At 72.8% G+C, this 15,096-nt stretch carries 17 protein-coding genes; 1 reads left to right on the forward strand and 16 read right to left on the reverse strand.

The features are described from left to right. Positions 1-4: 4 nt before the first annotated feature. The 16 genes from O7635_RS31110 to O7635_RS31185 all read right to left on the reverse strand — a co-directional run bounded on the left by O7635_RS31110 (position 5) and on the right by O7635_RS31185 (position 14,626). The gene (locus tag O7635_RS31110; protein ID WP_278084058.1) at positions 5-433 is read right to left on the reverse strand and encodes a hypothetical protein; all 429 of its coding nucleotides are present in this window, start codon (positions 431-433) and stop codon (positions 5-7) included. 53 nt (positions 434-486) lie between these two features. After that, positions 487-1,044, reverse strand: coding sequence for a hypothetical protein (locus O7635_RS31115; RefSeq protein WP_278084059.1), 558 nt, complete (start codon positions 1,042-1,044; stop codon positions 487-489). Then, positions 1,028-1,630 (reverse strand): hypothetical protein, encoded by a 603-nt coding sequence (locus O7635_RS31120; protein ID WP_278084060.1) that lies wholly within the window; start codon positions 1,628-1,630, stop codon positions 1,028-1,030. Before O7635_RS31120 ends, O7635_RS31115 begins: the two co-directional genes overlap by 17 nt. A gap of 59 nt (positions 1,631-1,689) precedes the next feature. Further along, positions 1,690-2,343: a class I SAM-dependent methyltransferase gene (locus O7635_RS31125; protein WP_278084061.1), complete on the reverse strand. Its 654-nt coding sequence runs from the start codon at positions 2,341-2,343 to the stop codon at positions 1,690-1,692. 10 nt (positions 2,344-2,353) lie between these two features. Further along, a complete protein-coding gene (locus O7635_RS31130) occupies positions 2,354-3,061 on the reverse strand; it encodes a DUF6390 family protein (protein ID WP_278084062.1) in 708 nt (235 codons plus the stop codon). A gap of 1 nt (position 3,062) precedes the next feature. Then, positions 3,063-4,118, reverse strand: a complete 1,056-nt coding sequence (hypE, locus tag O7635_RS31135) for a hydrogenase expression/formation protein HypE (protein ID WP_278084063.1) — start codon at positions 4,116-4,118, stop codon at positions 3,063-3,065. Continuing rightward, the gene (gene hypD, locus O7635_RS31140) at positions 4,115-5,221 is read right to left on the reverse strand and encodes a hydrogenase formation protein HypD (protein WP_278084064.1); all 1,107 of its coding nucleotides are present in this window, start codon (positions 5,219-5,221) and stop codon (positions 4,115-4,117) included. Before hypD ends, hypE begins: the two co-directional genes overlap by 4 nt. After that, positions 5,218-5,466, reverse strand: coding sequence for a HypC/HybG/HupF family hydrogenase formation chaperone (locus O7635_RS31145; protein WP_278084065.1), 249 nt, complete (start codon positions 5,464-5,466; stop codon positions 5,218-5,220). The genes hypD and O7635_RS31145 overlap by 4 nt, the downstream gene beginning before the upstream one ends. Before the next feature lie 14 nt (positions 5,467-5,480). Then, the gene (gene hypF / locus O7635_RS31150) at positions 5,481-8,018 is read right to left on the reverse strand and encodes a carbamoyltransferase HypF (RefSeq protein ID WP_278084066.1); all 2,538 of its coding nucleotides are present in this window, start codon (positions 8,016-8,018) and stop codon (positions 5,481-5,483) included. 1 nt (position 8,019) lies between these two features. Then, positions 8,020-8,496 (reverse strand): hydrogenase maturation protease, encoded by a 477-nt coding sequence (locus O7635_RS31155; protein ID WP_278084067.1) that lies wholly within the window; start codon positions 8,494-8,496, stop codon positions 8,020-8,022. Between the two features lie 112 nt (positions 8,497-8,608). Beyond that, positions 8,609-9,961 carry a hypothetical protein gene (locus O7635_RS31160; protein WP_278084068.1) on the reverse strand — a complete coding sequence of 451 codons (1,353 nt, stop codon included), beginning with the start codon at positions 9,959-9,961 and terminating at the stop codon, positions 8,609-8,611. Beyond that, positions 9,958-10,596: a DUF6084 family protein gene (locus O7635_RS31165; RefSeq protein WP_278084069.1), complete on the reverse strand. Its 639-nt coding sequence runs from the start codon at positions 10,594-10,596 to the stop codon at positions 9,958-9,960. Before O7635_RS31165 ends, O7635_RS31160 begins: the two co-directional genes overlap by 4 nt. Beyond that, positions 10,593-11,219 carry a DUF5947 family protein gene (locus O7635_RS31170; protein ID WP_278084070.1) on the reverse strand — a complete coding sequence of 209 codons (627 nt, stop codon included), beginning with the start codon at positions 11,217-11,219 and terminating at the stop codon, positions 10,593-10,595. Before O7635_RS31170 ends, O7635_RS31165 begins: the two co-directional genes overlap by 4 nt. Next, on the reverse strand, positions 11,216-11,764 hold the full coding sequence (locus O7635_RS31175) for a hypothetical protein (protein WP_278084071.1): 549 nt from the start codon (positions 11,762-11,764) through the stop codon (positions 11,216-11,218). Before O7635_RS31175 ends, O7635_RS31170 begins: the two co-directional genes overlap by 4 nt. Then, positions 11,761-13,551 (reverse strand): nickel-dependent hydrogenase large subunit, encoded by a 1,791-nt coding sequence (locus tag O7635_RS31180; protein ID WP_278084072.1) that lies wholly within the window; start codon positions 13,549-13,551, stop codon positions 11,761-11,763. Before O7635_RS31180 ends, O7635_RS31175 begins: the two co-directional genes overlap by 4 nt. A gap of 19 nt (positions 13,552-13,570) precedes the next feature. Next, complete coding sequence (locus tag O7635_RS31185) at positions 13,571-14,626, reverse strand: hydrogenase expression protein HypE (protein WP_278084073.1); 1,056 nt, start codon at positions 14,624-14,626, stop codon at positions 13,571-13,573. Between the two features lie 116 nt (positions 14,627-14,742). Here O7635_RS31185 and O7635_RS31190 point away from each other — a divergent pair, with 116 nt between their 5' ends. Further along, a complete protein-coding gene (locus tag O7635_RS31190; RefSeq protein ID WP_278084074.1) occupies positions 14,743-15,072 on the forward strand; it encodes a hydrogenase maturation nickel metallochaperone HypA in 330 nt (109 codons plus the stop codon). The last annotated feature ends 24 nt before the right edge of the window (positions 15,073-15,096 follow it).

A 15,096-nucleotide genomic window follows, 5' to 3' on the forward strand; every position in this document is an offset into this window, starting at 1 on the left:
CGGGTCAGCGCTCGTCCGCCCAGGCCTTCCAGGCGTCGAGCCAGGCCATCTCGGTGGCGGGGTCGCGCCGGTGGTGCCAGGCCAGCTGCGCCGGCCGGCTGCGGACCGCCGTGCGGAGCCGGGTGACATACAGCAGCGTCTCGGCGATCGCCTGTTCGCGCAGGCGATCGTCGGCGCGGAACCAGGCGGCGTTGTGCTGCAGCGCGCTCAGGTGGCTGGTGAGGGTCGACACCGCCCGCTGCGCCTCGGGTTCGGTCTGGTCCGCCAGGAGCATCTGGCGGGCGACGGCGGCTTCCCACAACGCCGCCCACGAGGCGGGCAGGCGCGGCTCCGGGCCGCCGTCGACGAGCCAGGCGGCGCGGGCGGCGCTGTTGCTCAGCACGGCGTCGACGAGCGGCCGGTGCGGCTCCTCGGGCACGTCCCGCTGTGTCACAGGGCCGAAACTAGTCGACGGAGGCTTCCCCCGGGTGAACGCCGCGTTTCGGGTCAGCGGAGTCGCAACCGACCGATGGGCACGGCGCCCGAGTCGAGCCACCGCTCGACGCTCTGGGCGTACGCCCGGACCAGCACGGCCTCGGTGCGGTGGTTGGCGATCAGCTCCGCGGCCTCGTCGGGCTCGCGACCGCGGAGGCGCAACACGGCGTACGTCAGCAGGATCGACCGCCGCCGTCCCTGGTGGCAGTGGATCAGGACGTTGGCCGACGACTCCTCGGTGAGCACGCCGGCGACGTAGCTGGCCGCCGCCGACCAGAGCCGCGGGTGCTGTGGCTGGCCGAAGTCCAGCATCGGCGCGTGCACCACCCGCGCCGGCCCGAACAGCGCCCGCTCGGCGGCCAGGTCCTGCGAGACCCAGATCTGCGCCCGGGACCGGCAGTTGATGACGTGGGTGACGCCCTCGGCCCGCAGGAGCGGCAGCGTGACCCCGGTCGGCAGGCTCCCGACGGCGATGCGCTCCTCGCCGATCCAGCTCAGCCAGGAGTTGCGCCGGTTCGGGCCGTAGAACCGGGTGCTGTGGCGGTGGTACCAGCTACGCCAGCTGTCCATCATGGACCTCGGGAAGGTCTTCGGGCCACAGCAGGACCGCGCGGGCCGCCGCGGACTGGATGACCGCCGCGTCGATGGTGGCGGTCGACTCGCCGATGCCGACCGCGGGCCACTCGCAGACGAAGGTGACCGGGCCGTCGGGCGGCAGCGGCCACACCCAGTATTTCAGCTCGTAGCGCCGGACGCCGCCACCGCCGCTGTCCGGCAGCAGGACGGGACCGTCGGGACGGCTCTCGTCGAACGGTGGGATCCGGCCGCCCACGTTGGAGGCGGCCGTGCCGTCGGCGAACTGGACGCCGAGCCGCAGGAACTCGTCGCGCAGCTCCCGCCCACCCCAGGTGTCGAAGCGATGGATGAGCTGGTTCTCCTCGCGGAGCACGGCGACGACGGTGAACGCGAAGCCGGCCGGGAAGGCCCGCAGCTCGCTGACCGCCACCGCGCCCTGGTCGTTGTGCGCGAGCAGCAGCTCGATGCCGACGGACCCGGGCAGCACGTCGTCGGGCCGCATCCACACCGGCGTCGGCAGGCGCGCCGGCGTCGGCTCCGGCTCGGCCGCCGCGGCGGCGAGGCGCTCGAAGAACCCCATGCGTCAATGGTCGCAGATCATCGGCGCGGCTCCGACGAGGTTTGTGCCCGGATGTCCGGTCAGCGGTGCAGCTCCACCCGCCAGCGGAAGATCGGGTCGTCGGGCTCGCGGATCTCCTCGCGCTGGCCGACCGTCAGCCCGTCGATCGCGAACGCGTCGATCTCGTCCGGCGTCAGGGGCCAGGGCGGCCCGGTGAAGTCGGTCTCGGGATCCCGCCCGGCCGCGATCACCAGCAGCATCCCGCCGGGCGCGACGAACCGGCCGACCTGCCCGATCGCCGCGCGCCGGGGCGGCTCGGGCAGCGACTGCACGGTCATGCTCTCCACCACGAGGTCGTACGCGCCGAGCCACTCCCCCGGCGGGTCCAGCAGGTTGGCCACCTCGTAGCGCACCGCCGAACCGGGATGCCGCTCCCGCGCCGAGGCGATCGCGGTGGCGGAGATGTCGAAGGCCACGACGTCGAAGCCGAGCCCGGCGAGGAACTCGGCGTCACGCCCGAGCCCGGCGCCGACGACCAGCGTCCGCCGCCCGTCACCCCGGACCGCACCGCGCGCCGCCCACTCGGCCAACAAACCGTGCGGCTCGGCCCGATCCCAGGGCACGACAGCGGCACCATCAGCGGCGGCGCTGTAGAGCCGCTCGAACCACCCCGTCGCGTCCCCGTCGGCGATCGCCCGATTGGCCAACTCCCGCGCGTACGTCTCGGCGTCCATGTGGCCAACCCTACGCAGCGGCGGCGTGGTAGCGGGCCTCGAGGGTTTCGATGCGGGCCGCCTGGTCCGGGGTGAGGGTGTCGCAGACCCAGTTCCAGTGCAGCGCCACCCGGTCGCCCGGGGTGAGGTTGGAGAGCAGTGACCAACCTTCCACCGACCAGCGCACCGTTTCCCGTCGAGGGGCGCCGCGCGACAGCGAGCCGTCCGGGCCCGCCACCAACGGTCGAGACTCGACCGTCGCGGTTTCGCCTGTCACCGCGACCACCACGCCCGTGCGGATGCGGCACTGGTCCAGCACCGAGAGCGCCTGTTGGTGGCCCGTGCGTCGCAAGAGGCCCGCCCACGGGTAGACCTCGAACACCTGGAACGTGTGGTGCGGCAGGGCCCGTTCGCCGGCCGAGCGCCAGCTGCCGCCCGACTGGCCGGCGAAGCGGGTCGTCAGGAACGAGACCAGCGACGCCGAGGACACGCCGGCGAGCAGATCGCCACCGACCCAGTAGGCCTCGACGACGCGCTCGTCCAGCGGGTCCGGTATGCCGGCCGTCGAGGCGAGGAACTCCAGATAGGACCACGCGCCCTCGAAGCGGCGGGCGCGGCGGGCGATGTCGGCCGTGGCGTCGCCGCGCAGCATCGCCTCCGCGCCGGCCGGGCCGCAATAACCCAGGGCGTTCGGGGGGTACGCGTACCGCGCGAACATCAGCGCGCCCTCGGCCGACATCTCAGCAGATCCGGGGCAGCTGCTCGCCGATCGGCAGGCTGATCACCCGCGTGCCGCCGAGCGCCGTCCGCGCGACCACCATGCCCGGGTGGTCCGCCACGCACTCGCCGATCGCCCGGGCGCCCGCGCCCAGCGGGTGGGCCCGCATCGCGTCGAGTACCGCGTCCGCAGCCGACCGGTCGACTATCGCGATCAGCTTGCCCTCGTTGGCCACCTGCAGCGGGTCGAGGCCGAGCAGGCTGCAGGCGTCGCGGACGGCCGGCGGCACCGGCAGGTCCCGCTCGACCAGCGTCACGCCGACCCCGGACGCCCGGGCGATCTCGTTGAGCGTGGCCGCCACCCCACCCCGGGTCGGGTCGCGCAGCACCCGCACGTCGCCGCCGGACGCCAGCATCGCCGCGACCAGACCGGCCAGCGGCGCGGTGTCACTGAGCACCGACGTGCCGAACGACAGGCCCTCCCGGCAGCTCATCACCGCGATCCCGTGCACGCCGATGTCGCCGCTGACCAGCACCACGTCGCCCGGCCGGGCCTGCCGGGGGCCGATCGTGACGTCGGCCGCCACCAGGCCGATGCCGGCCGTGGTCACGAACACCCCGTCGCCGCTGGCGCTGTCGACGACCTTGGTGTCGCCGGTGACCAGGCGCACCCCTGCCGCCGCGGCCGCGAGCCCCATCGCCTGCGCGATCCGCCCGACCACCGCGAGGTCGGTGCCCTCCTGCAGGATGAACGCGGTCGACAGGAACAGCGGCGTCGCGCCCGACATGGCCAGGTCGTTGACCGTCCCGTTGACCGCCAGGTCGCCGATCGAGCCGCCGGGAAAGAACATCGGCTTGACGACGTACGAGTCGGTCGAGAACGCCAGCCGCGCACCGCCCGCGGTGACCACCGCCGAGTCACCGAGGTCAGCCGCGGCAGCCGACCCGAACGCCGGCAGGAACAGCTGCTCCACCAGCTCCGCCGACATCGCCCCGCCGCCGCCGTGGCCCATCACCACGGCCGGCGTGTCCCGCAACGGCACCGGGCACGACCAGGCCGAGAAGTCCACAGTGGTCACGACGACACCCCGACCAGATCGAGCCGCCGGTACGCGTAGTAGGCCGCACACGCCCCCTCGGACGACACCATCGTCGCGCCCAGCGGGTTCCGCGGCGTGCACTCCTTGCCGAAGGCCGCGCACTCGTGCGGCTTGATGTGGCCCTGGAGCACCTCGCCGGCCCGGCACAGCGGCGACTCGTCCGTGCGGATCTCGCCGACGGCGAACCGGTCCTCGGCGTCGTAGTCGCGATAGCGGGACGACAGCCGCCACCCGCTGGCCGGGATCGAGCCGATCCCCCGCCACGTGCGGTCGGCGACCTCGAAGACGTCCTCCAGCATGGCCCGCGCCGGCACGTTGCCCGCGGACGGCACCACGCGCGGATAGGCGTTGGTCACCTCGTGCCGCCCCGCCTCCAGCTGCACGACGACCTGACGGATGCCCTCCAGGATGTCCAGCGGCTCGAACCCGGTCACCACGATCGGCACCCGGTAGCGCGCGGCCAGGTCGGGGTACTGCCCCGTCCCCATCACGCTGCACACGTGCCCGGCGGCTAGGAACGCCTGCACCCGGCAGCTGGGCGACTCCATGATGGCCGCGATCGCCGGCGGCACCAGCACGTGCGAGACCAGCAGCGAGAAGTTGCGGATCCCGAGCCGCCGGGCCTGGTGCACGGTCATCGCGTTGGCGGGCGCGGTGGTCTCGAACCCGATGCCGAAGAACACCACCTCCCGCGACGGGTTCTGCCGGGCGAGCTCCAGCGCGTCCAGCGGCGAATAGACCACGCGTACGTCGGCGCCCGCGCTCTTGACGGTGAACAGGTCCCGGCCGCTGCCCGGCACGCGCAGCATGTCGCCGAACGAGCAGAAGATGACGCCGGGTTGCGACGCGATGGCCAGCGCCTTGTCGATGGTCTCCAGCGGCGTCACGCAGACCGGGCACCCCGGACCGTGGATCAGCTCGATGCCGTCGGGGAGCAGCTGGTCGATCCCATGCCGGATGATGGAGTGCGTCTGTCCGCCGCAGACCTCCATCATCGCCCATGGGCGGGTCGTGACCGCGTGGATCTGGTCTAGCAGCCGGCGCGCGAGCACCGGGTCGCTGAACTCGTCGAGATACTTCATTTCGCCCCGAACTCCTCCTCGAGAATGCCCAGCTGTGCGAAGTTGGCGAGCGTCTGCTTCGCCGAGTCCTCGTCGAGCCGCTGGATCGCGAACCCGACGTGCACGACGACGTACTCGCCGACGGTTGCGTCGGGGACGTACTGCAGGCAGACGTCCTTGCGCACACCGCCGAAGTCGACGTCGGCCATCAGCGTCCCGTCGCGTTCGGCGATGCTCATGACCTGTCCGGGTACTGCCAGGCACACGGTGGTGGTCCCCTCTACGATGCGGCGGCGATCAGCAGCTGCCCCAGCGCGATGCCGCCGTCGTTGGGCGGCAGCAGGCACGGGCGCAGCACGGTGAAGCCCCGGTCGGCGAGCAGCCGTTCGGCCGCGTCGAGCAGGACCGCGTTCTGGAACACCCCGCCACCAAGCGCAACGGTCCGCAGGCCCGTGCGGTCGCGGGCCCGGTCGGCCAGGTCCGCGACCAGCGCGGCGACGGTGGAGTGGAAGACGGCGGCGACCTCGGCCGGGCGCACGCCGGCGCGCAGGTCGGCGACGACGCCCCGGGTCAGCTCGGCCGGGTCGGCCACCAGCGCCCCGTCGGCGCCGGTCACCACCATGGGGTACGTGCGCCCGGCCGGCCCGTGCGCGCGGGCCAGGCCTTCCAGCACGATGGCGGCCTCGGCCTCGTAGTCGACCGTGTGGGTGGCCCCGACCAGCGAGGCCACGGCGTCGAAGAGCCGGCCCATGCTGGAGGTCGGCACGCTGCCGAACGCGGTGTCGAGCTGGTGCGCGAGCACGTCCCGCTCGGCCTGCGGGCAGGCGGCCACCGCCGGGATGTCGTCGTCCCACTCGACGCCGGCGTGCCGCAGGTGCGCGAGCGCCATCCGGTAGGGCCGCAGCACGCTCGCGTCCCCACCGGCCAGTGGCACGTAGCCGAGGTGGGCGAAGCGTTCCGCCGACTTGTAGTCGCAGACCAGCACCTCGCCGCCCCAGACCGCACCGTCGGCGCCGTAGCCCGTGCCGTCGAACGCGACGCCGATCACCTGCTCCCCCGCGCCGATGCCGTGCTCGCCCATGACCGAGGCGATGTGCGCGTGGTGGTGCTGGACGCGGTGCACGGGCCGGTCGCCGGCGTGCTCCAGCGCCCAGCGGGTGCTGCGGTAGCCGGGGTGGGCATCGGCGACGAGCCGGGTCGGGCGCACGCCGGTCAGGTCCGAGAGTTGCGCGGCCACCGCGGTCAGCGCGTCCACGGTGCGCAGGTCGTCCATGTCGCCGACGTGCGGGCTCAGCCAGGCGTAGCGGCCCTCGGCCAGAGCGCAGGTGTTCTTGAGGTCCGCTCCGGCGGCCAGCGTGGGCGGCACCTCGACGGGCAGCGCGACGGGCAGCGGCGCGTAGCCACGGGACCGCCGCACGGGCAGGGGCGCGCCGCCGACCGTACGCGTGACCGAGTCGTCGCACGGCACGTGGATCGGCCGGTCGTGGCGCAGCCAGGCGTCGGCGAGCCCGGCCAGCCGCCGCACCGCGTCCGCGTCGTCGGTGACGATGGGCTCGCCGGCCACGTTGCCGGAGGTGAGCACCAGCGCGTCGGTGAACGGCTCGTCGCCGTCGAGGCCGAAGAGCAGCTCGTGCAGCGGCGTGTAGGGCAGCATGACGCCGAGGTCGGGGTTGCCGGGCGCGACGCCGCCGGCCAGGGCGCCGCGCGTGGGCGCCAGCACGATCGGCCGCTGCGGGCCGGCCAGCAGCCGCTCCTCGTCGTCGGTCAGCGTGGCGACCCGGCGGGCGGCGGCCAGGTCGGCGACCATCACCGCGAACGGCTTGCCGCCCCGGCGCTTGCGGCGGCGCAGCTCGGCCACCGCGTGCTCGTCGTGGGCGTCGCAGGCGAGGTGGTAGCCGCCGAGCCCCTTGACCGCCACGATCCGGCCCTGGGCCAGCAGCTCGCGGGCGGTACGCAGGGCCGTCTCGCCGTGCACCGGCGGCCAGGCGTGCCGCCCGGGGTCGCCGGTCACCAGCTCGAGCCGCGGCCCGCAGTCGGGGCAGGCGATCGGCTGGGCGTGGAAGCGCCGGTCGGCCGGGTCCTCGTACTCGCGGCGGCAGGCGTCGCACATCGGGAAGCCGGCCATGGTGGTGGTGGCCCGGTCGTACGGCAGCGCGGTGATGATGGTCAGCCGAGGGCCGCAGTTGACGCAGGTGATGAACGGGTGCCGGTAACGGCGGTCGGCCGGGTCGCGGAGCTCGGCGCGGCAGTCGGCGCAGGTGGCCACGTCGGGCGACGCCAGGGTGCGGGCGCGGCCGGTGGAGCCGGACTCCTCGATGGTGAAACCGGTCCCGCCGCACGGCTCCATGGTGGACTCCGCGACCGCCTCGACCACGGCGAGCGGCGGCGGCTCCGTGCGCAGGCGGCGCCCGAAGGTGTCCAGCGCCTCGGGCAGCCCCTCGACCTCGATCGTCACGCCCGACGCGGTGTTCGACACGCGTCCGCTCAGGCCGAGCGCGGTGGCGGTGGCGTAGACGAACGGGCGGAACCCCACGCCCTGCACCACGCCGGTCACGTCGTAGCGGCGGCGGGACCGCTGGCTCTCGTCGCGTCCGCGGCCCATCAGCTCCAGGCCCTCCAGGGCGCCCCGGGCCCGGGACTCGTCGATGAGCTCGACGGCGAAACCCATGTGGATGAGCACCCAGTCGCCGGGCGCGGGCGGCGCGTCCAGCATGCCGACGTTGACCCGGCGGTGCGCGCCCTCGACGTCGACGAGGGCGACCTGGCCCTCGTACCCGGGGACGAGTTCCACGACCTGTCCCGGGATGCCCAGGCACATCTCAGCTTCCTCCGGTGGTGAGCTTGCCGAGCAGGACGTCGACCGCGGCGACCGCTTCCGGCACCGCGGCGGCGACGGCGGGGTGCAGACCCATGCCCTCGTCGAGGGTGGCGGGCCGGCAACCGACCACATAGGTGGGTGGCAGCGTGCCGCCGAGCCGGCGCAGGGTGGCCAACACGGTCGCGGGATCCATGGCGTGGGCATCGACCCCGGCGACCGGGACGTCGGACGGGCCCACCTCGAGCACCGTGACGGTGCCCGGTGGGTCGTCGCCCGGCAGCGCGTCGACCAGCACCAGCGCGGCCACGCCGTCGAGCAGGTCGTAGGCGAGGTGCAGGCCGCGTACGCCGTAGTCGACGACGCGGACCTGGTCGGGCAGGTCGCCCCGCTCGACCAGGTGGCGGGCGACGGCCGGGCCGAAGCCGTCGTCGCCCAGGAACACGTTGCCGATGCCGGCGACCAGGACCGCCGTCGTCACATCGAGCGGATCTTCAGGTAGCGGCGGATGTCGGGCACCGACCGGACGGTCAGCACCAGGGCCGCCAGCGCCACCACGACGCCGACGCCCGCGGTCACCATGCCGAGCCTTCTCATGACCTGCTCTCCTCTCTCTCGACGGGTCGTTCCCCCTCGCCGGCGAGCGGTTCGAGCTCGTCCGGCGCGAAGTAGAAGTAGCGGCCGTACCAGTCGTGCAGGTCGGCCGCGGGGTCGTCGACGAGCACCAGCGCGACGTGCACGGCGCCGTCCACGTCGGACAGCACGGCGGTCACGCGGGCGACCTGGCCGGCGAAGAACAGGTCCTGGGCGTCGGCGCGCCGGCGTGGGTGCACCCGCACGAGGCTGCCCTTGCCGACGCGTACGCCGTCAACCAGGACCGTGTCCGTCTCCGGCGAGACGGCGGCGTCAGCGGCCGGGTCCCACCACGGCGCGCCGGCCGTGTCGAACGACGGCGGCTCGACGTTGCGCAGGTCGGTCGGGTCGCGCAAGATGCCGTGCAGCCTCTGCAGTTCCTCGGGAGTGAGACCGTCGCAGCGGTCGATGATGGCGGCGACCTGCGGGTCGGTGGCCCGCGCCTCGGCCTTCTCCGCCTCGGTCATCGTCATGACCCGCAGCACCAGGATCTCGTCGATCTCGGTCGCGTCGAACAGCGCGCCCGGGCTCTGCTCGGCCACCTCAGGGTGGTCGTAGAGGATGATCGGCGAGCCGAGCACGAGGTCGGTCGAGCCGGGCGGGCCGGCCAGCACCGGCCAGCAGCGGTGCTGCGCGCACCGGGCGGCGGCGGCCGCGGCCGCGTCGGGCGGGTCGATGACGGAGACGAACCCGGCCCCGACTGCCCGCAGCACCAGGTGGGCACCGAGCAACGAGCTCCGGGTGGCGTCGTCCTTCGTGGACACCGGTCCGTCGTAGGCGTTCTCCACGGCCACTGTCAGCCGGGTGTGCGCGCCGTCCGCCTCGGAGTTCAGCCGCACGTGCGCCCGGACGGGCCAGCGCCGGCGGACGACCTGCCCGACCACGGCGCCCGCCTCGTCGCGCAGCGGCTCGGTGTCCTCGCCGCCGGAGATCTCCACCCGCAGCTCGCCGTCCGGGACGATCGGCTGCGCGGTGAACACCGCCTCCCGTTCGACGGCCTCGTCCCAGGTGAACACCGTGCGACCACCGACCTCCAGGGCCGCCACGTCGGTCCCGTCCGCGCGTCGGACCTGGCGCGCCTGGAGCTGCAGGAACCGCAGGTGGATGTCGACCGTGGCGTCCGGGCCGTCCAGGAGGCACTGGACGGCCATGCCGGACTCCTCGCCCAGCCCGCGCTCGGCGGCGCCGGGCGGGCCGAGCACCCCGAACTGCCAGCGCGACCGGTTCTTCTGGGCGCTGGCGCGGTAGGGATAGAGCAGGTAGCCCTCGTAGAGCACGGCGTCGGCGACCGCGCGGACGGCGTCCAGGTTCACGCGACCACCCCGTCGGGTCGTGGCAACAGCGAACGGATCGTCTCGTCCCAGCTCACCTGGCCACGCCGGGCCCGCACGGCGGCGAGAGCGTCGAGCACCTCGCGGTCGAGCCGGATCCAGCCGGTGCCGGGGAAGTACTGCTCGATCAGCTGTCGCCACACGGCCACGGGCAGGCCGTAGTTGGCGGCCCGGTCCCAGGGCACCGGCTCGACCGCGAAGCCGGTGGCGCCGGGCACGAACACGGTGCCGGAGAACAGGAACGTCAGTGGCACGTCGCCGGCGGTGAGCGCGTGCAGGTAGCGGGTGCCGACCACGTCGAGGTCGTACGTGCACGGCAGCGCGACGTCGACCTCGGTGGCGCCGGCGAAGCCGGGCACGGTGGTGTCGCAGCGCAGCCACGGGAACGGCCGGACGGTGTCGAGCCAGCGTTCCCGGCCGTCGAACAGCCCGCGCAGCGCCTCGCCCTCGGCGGTGTCGTAGCCGCGCCGCTGTGGCTCGACCCGCACCTGGCAGCGCAGCGTCATGGCGTGCACCCGCCGGCCCGCGTCGTCGGCGATGCGCAGCTTGGCGGTCAGCTGCGGGGTCACGGCGTACGGTTCGGCGGCGATGTCGAGCACGGTGAAGCCGAGGGTCATCCGTCGACGCTCCGCTCGTCGACCGTGGCGAAGAACCCGGCGATCGCGGCCCGCGCCTCGGCGCCGCCGTCGAAGCCGCGCCAGCCCTGGCGCAGCCGCCCGACCAGCTCGTAGCAGACGTCGATCGGCACCAGGTGGCACGAGCCCGAGTGGGCCGCGCCGGGCGTGGTGCGGCGGACCAGCAGCGCCTCCACGTCGGCGCGCAGCGTGGCCAGCTCGGGGTGGGCGGCCCGCACGCCGGCCCAGGCGTCCATCGACAGCTCGGACTCGGTGGCGCCGGCCGGGCTCGGGTAGAAGGCGACCATCCGCTCCTGGACCGAGTTGTGGAACAGGAAGGCCAGGCCGACCGGAATGTCCAGCGCGTCGAACGCCGGGCCGTCGGCGGAGACGCCCGGGAACCGCAGGTAGCGGTCCGGGACGGCCCGGTAGCGCTGGTCGGCGTCGCCGGCGAACAGCAGGTAGCAGGGCCGGCAGGCGCACATCAGCGCCCGGCCCTCGAGGTGCACGACGTGGCCGTGCGCGCCGGGCACGGGTTGGGCGCACAGGTCGCAGCGCTCCCCCGCCACCCGTGGCGCCGGCCGGTCCCGGCTGATCCGGCGCAGCGCGCCCAGGGCCGGGCTCACGGCGCCTCCGCGGGCGCCGGCCCGACCCGGCTGAACAACGACCCGACCGGGATGACGGGCGCGGCGTCCGGCTGGACCACCTCGATGGTGACGACCTCCGGCGCGGCGTCGGCGATCGCGGACTCGACCGCGGCCTTGAGGGGCGCCGAGGAGCAACCGCTCGCCGCCAGGCGCACCCGGGCGACGCCCTCTGGTGTGATGCCGACCAGCGTCGCCTCGCCGTTGGGCGCGACCGTCGCGAGCGCCTTGGCCACCCGGGTCGAGGCGCTCTCGGGGTGCAGGCCGTGCACCAGCAGCAGGCTGGCGACCAGCTCGTCGGCGGCGAGGGCGTCGAGCACGTCGTCGCCGAGCGCGCCCCGCTCGTGCAGCAGCTCGAGCAGGCGTTCGAGGCCGGCGCCGTAGAGGTCCACGACGAGCCGGACGAGCTCCTCGGCGCGTTCCCGGGCCGCCGCGCCGCTGGCCGCGCTCGCGGTGATCAGCGCCTCGATGCGGTCCCCGGTCGCCTGCCAGGCGGCGGCCGGGGCCGCGGACTCCACTGTGGTCACTCGGCGCCGGCCGTCTGCGTCGGCGAGTGCAGCAGTTCGAGCTTCTTGCCGTTGCCGAGGTACATGTGCACGCCGCAGGGCAGGCACGGGTCGAAGCTGCGTACCGTGCGCATGATGTCGATGCCCTTGAAGTGCTCCCGGTCGTTCTCCTCGAAGATCGGCTGGCCCTGCACCGCGTCCTCGTAGGGGCCGGGCGTGCCGAGGCTGTCGCGCGGGCTGGCGTTCCAGGGCGTCGGCGGGTACGGGTGGTAGTTCGCGATCTTCCCGTCCCGGATCACCATGTGGTGCGACAGGACGCCCCGCACGGCCTCGGTGAAGCCCGCGCCGACGCCGTCCTTCGGCACCTCGAACTTCTCCCACGTCTTGGTGCGGCCGGCGCGGATCTCGACCAGGGCCTGCTCGGCGAAGTGCAGCGCGCAGGCGGCCGCGTACGCCTGGAAGTAGGTCCTGGCCCGGTTGCGCTCGAGCGTGTTGCTCCACTGGGGAATGTGCCACTCCAGCTCGACCGGGCCCTTGAGCGCGGTCTTCGGAAGGTTGATCTTCACGCTGCGGCCGGTCGCCTGCACGTAGCCGATGTCGACCAGGCCGGCCAGCGCCGTCGACCAGAGCCGGGCCAGCGGCCCACCGCCCGTGTCGAGCGCGAGGTAGTCCTTGCCGTCGAACCAGCGCGGCGACATCACCCAGCTGTAGTTGCCGTCGAGGTCGCGCTTCTGCGGCTGCGGGTTGGTGTGCTGGTTCCAGGGATGCCGCCGGTCGACCGGGTTGCCCAGCGGGTCCTGCGTCACGAACATCTCCTGCTCTTCCCAGTCCTGGTAGTAGGACGAGCCGAGCAGGATGCGGATGCCGAGGTTGATCCGGACGAGGTCGGTGGTGACCAGCTTGCCGTCGACGACGACGCCCGGGGTCACGTACATCTTGCGACCCCAGTCCGTCATGTCCTTGTACTCGAAGTTGCAGTGCTCCGGGTCCTGGAAGGAACCCCAGCAGCCGAGCAGGATCCGCCGGTTGCCCACCATCTCGTAGCCGGGCAGCGCCTGGTAGAAGAAGTTGAACAGGTCGTCGTGCATCGGCACGACCTTCTTCATGAACTCGACGTAGCGCATGAGCCGGCTCAAATAGTCGGTCATCAGCTGGATGGTCGCGACCGTGCCGACACCGCCCGGGTACAACGTGGACGGATGGACGTGGCGCCCCTCCATCAGGCAGAACATCTCGCGGGTCATCCGGCTGACCTGCAGCGCCTCGCGGTAGTGGTCGCCGGTGAACGGGTTGAGCGCCCGCATGATGTCGCCGATGGTGCGGTAGCCGTGGGCGCCGGCGTTGGGCGACTCGGTGCGGTTGGCCATCTCCAGCACGCCGGGGTTGGTCTCGGCGACCATCTTCTCGCAGTAGTCGACCCCGACCAGGTTCTCCTGGAAGATGTTGTGGTCGAACATGTACTCGGCGGCCTCGCCGAGGTTGACGATCCACTCGCCGATCGCGGGCGGCTTCACGCCGTACGCCATGTTCTGCGCATAGCAGGAGCAGGTCGCGTGGTTGTCGCCGCAGATGCCGCAGATCCGGCTGGTGATGAAGTGCGCGTCCCGCGGGTCCTTGCCCTTCATGAAGATGGAGTAACCGCGGAAGATCGAGCTGGTGCTGTGACACTCGGCCACGACCCGCTGGTTGAAGTCGATCTTCGTGTAGATGCCCAGACTGCCGACGATGCGGGTGATCGGGTCCCAGGCCATGTCGACCAGGGACTCGGTGCCCGTGCCCGGGGCGCGCTGCGGTTGCGTGACCGTCATCGGTTCGGCCTCTCTAGTGTCACCAGGTGCGCTTCGCGCCGGTGGTCAGTTCGCGGCCGCGCTTGCGCCACTTGGGCTCGCGGTCGAGCGTGTGGGTCGTGATGTGGCGGAGGCTGCGCATCGTCCTGCCGTAGGCCGCGACCGTGGTCGAGGAGAGCTTGCCGCCGGGCGGCTCGTCCATGAACGGCATGAACTTGTCGGGGAAGCCGGGCATCGTGCAGCCGATGCAGATGCCGCCGACGTTGGGGCAGCCGCCGATGCCGTTCATCCAGCCGCGCTTGGGCACGTTGCACTTGACGGCCGGGCCCCAGCAGCCGAGCTTGACGATGCACTTCGGCGAGCCGTACTCGGTGGCGAAGTCGGCCTGCTCGTAGTAGCCGGCGCGGTCACAGCCCTCGTGCACGGTCTGGCCGAACAGCCAGGTCGGGCGCAGGGCGTCGTCCAAGGGGATCATCGGCGCCTGCCCGGTCGCCAGGTAGAGCAGGTAGACGAGTGTCTCCGACATGTTGTCGGGCTGGATCGGGCAGCCGGGCACGTTGACGATCGGGATGCCGGCCTTGGACTTCCAGTCCCAGCCGAGGTAGTCGGCAACGCCCATCGCGCCGGTCGGGTTGCCGGCCATCGCGTGGATGCCGCCGTAGGTCGCGCAGGTGCCGGTCGCGACGATCGCGGTCGCCTTGGGCGCCAGGCGGTCCAGCCAGTTGGTCAGCGTGCGGGGCTGGTCGGTGGCCGGGTCGTTGCCGAAGCCGGTCCAGTAGCCCTCGCTCTTGAGCTCCTCGTTGGCCACCGAGCCCTCGACGACGAGGACGAAGGGGTCGAGCTCGCCGCGGTCGGCCTTGAAGTACCACTCGAGGAAGTCGTCGGCGCCGCCGTTGGGGCCGCACTCGAAGTCGATCAGTGGCCAGTGGACGGCCACCTTGGGCAGTCCGGGCAGCGCCCCGAGCGCGATCTCCTCGATGCTCGGCTGGGAGGCGGCGGTCAGCGACACCGAGTCGCCGTCGCAACTGAGCCCGGCGTTGATCCAGAGGACGTGGATGAGGGTTTCCTCGGCCTTGATCGCTTCCGCTGTCGGCATCGTGTCCGCCTTCCCGAGCGCGTCCGGCGTCGCTGAACGTAGGTAGCCCGGTGCTCAGCGTAATATCGGACTAAGGCTGCAAGTGGGTGCAACGCAGACAAATATCAAGGAGTACGGTGCACGAACTGTCGATCACCCAGAGCGTCGTGGACGAGGTCCGCGCCCGGGCCGGTGATCGCCGGGTGCACGCGGTCCGGCTGCAGGTCGGCGCGCTGACCGCGGTCGTACCGTCCGCTCTGGAGTTCTGCTTCGACCTGGTCACCGCCGGGACCGTCGCCGAGGGCGCGCGGCTCGACATCGACCTGACCCCGGCCCGCGCGGCGTGTCGCGCCTGCGGCGTGTCGTTCGACCTGCCCGACCCCGTGCTGCTGTGCGCCTGCGGAAGCGCCGACGTCTCGGTGCTCGCCGGCCGCGAGTTGAAGATCGTCTCGATGGAGGTGGGTTGACCGGTGTGCGGAACCTGCGGCTGC

This window comes from Asanoa sp. WMMD1127, from assembly GCF_029626225.1.
Lineage (GTDB): Bacteria > Actinomycetota > Actinomycetes > Mycobacteriales > Micromonosporaceae > Asanoa.

Coding starts and splice junctions, on each gene's coding strand:
- O7635_RS31115 (WP_278084059.1), bottom strand. CDS start 1,044: ATGGACAGCTGGCGTAGCTGGTACCACCGCCACAGCACCCGGTTCTAC.
- O7635_RS31120 (WP_278084060.1), bottom strand. CDS start 1,630: ATGGGGTTCTTCGAGCGCCTCGCCGCCGCGGCGGCCGAGCCGGAGCCG.
- O7635_RS31125 (WP_278084061.1), bottom strand. CDS start 2,343: ATGGACGCCGAGACGTACGCGCGGGAGTTGGCCAATCGGGCGATCGCC.
- O7635_RS31130 (WP_278084062.1), bottom strand. CDS start 3,061: ATGTCGGCCGAGGGCGCGCTGATGTTCGCGCGGTACGCGTACCCCCCG.
- hypD (WP_278084064.1), bottom strand. CDS start 5,221: ATGAAGTATCTCGACGAGTTCAGCGACCCGGTGCTCGCGCGCCGGCTG.
- hypF (WP_278084066.1), bottom strand. CDS start 8,018: ATGTGCCTGGGCATCCCGGGACAGGTCGTGGAACTCGTCCCCGGGTAC.
- O7635_RS31165 (WP_278084069.1), bottom strand. CDS start 10,596: ATGACCCTCGGCTTCACCGTGCTCGACATCGCCGCCGAACCGTACGCC.
- O7635_RS31180 (WP_278084072.1), bottom strand. CDS start 13,551: ATGACGGTCACGCAACCGCAGCGCGCCCCGGGCACGGGCACCGAGTCC.
- O7635_RS31185 (WP_278084073.1), bottom strand. CDS start 14,626: ATGCCGACAGCGGAAGCGATCAAGGCCGAGGAAACCCTCATCCACGTC.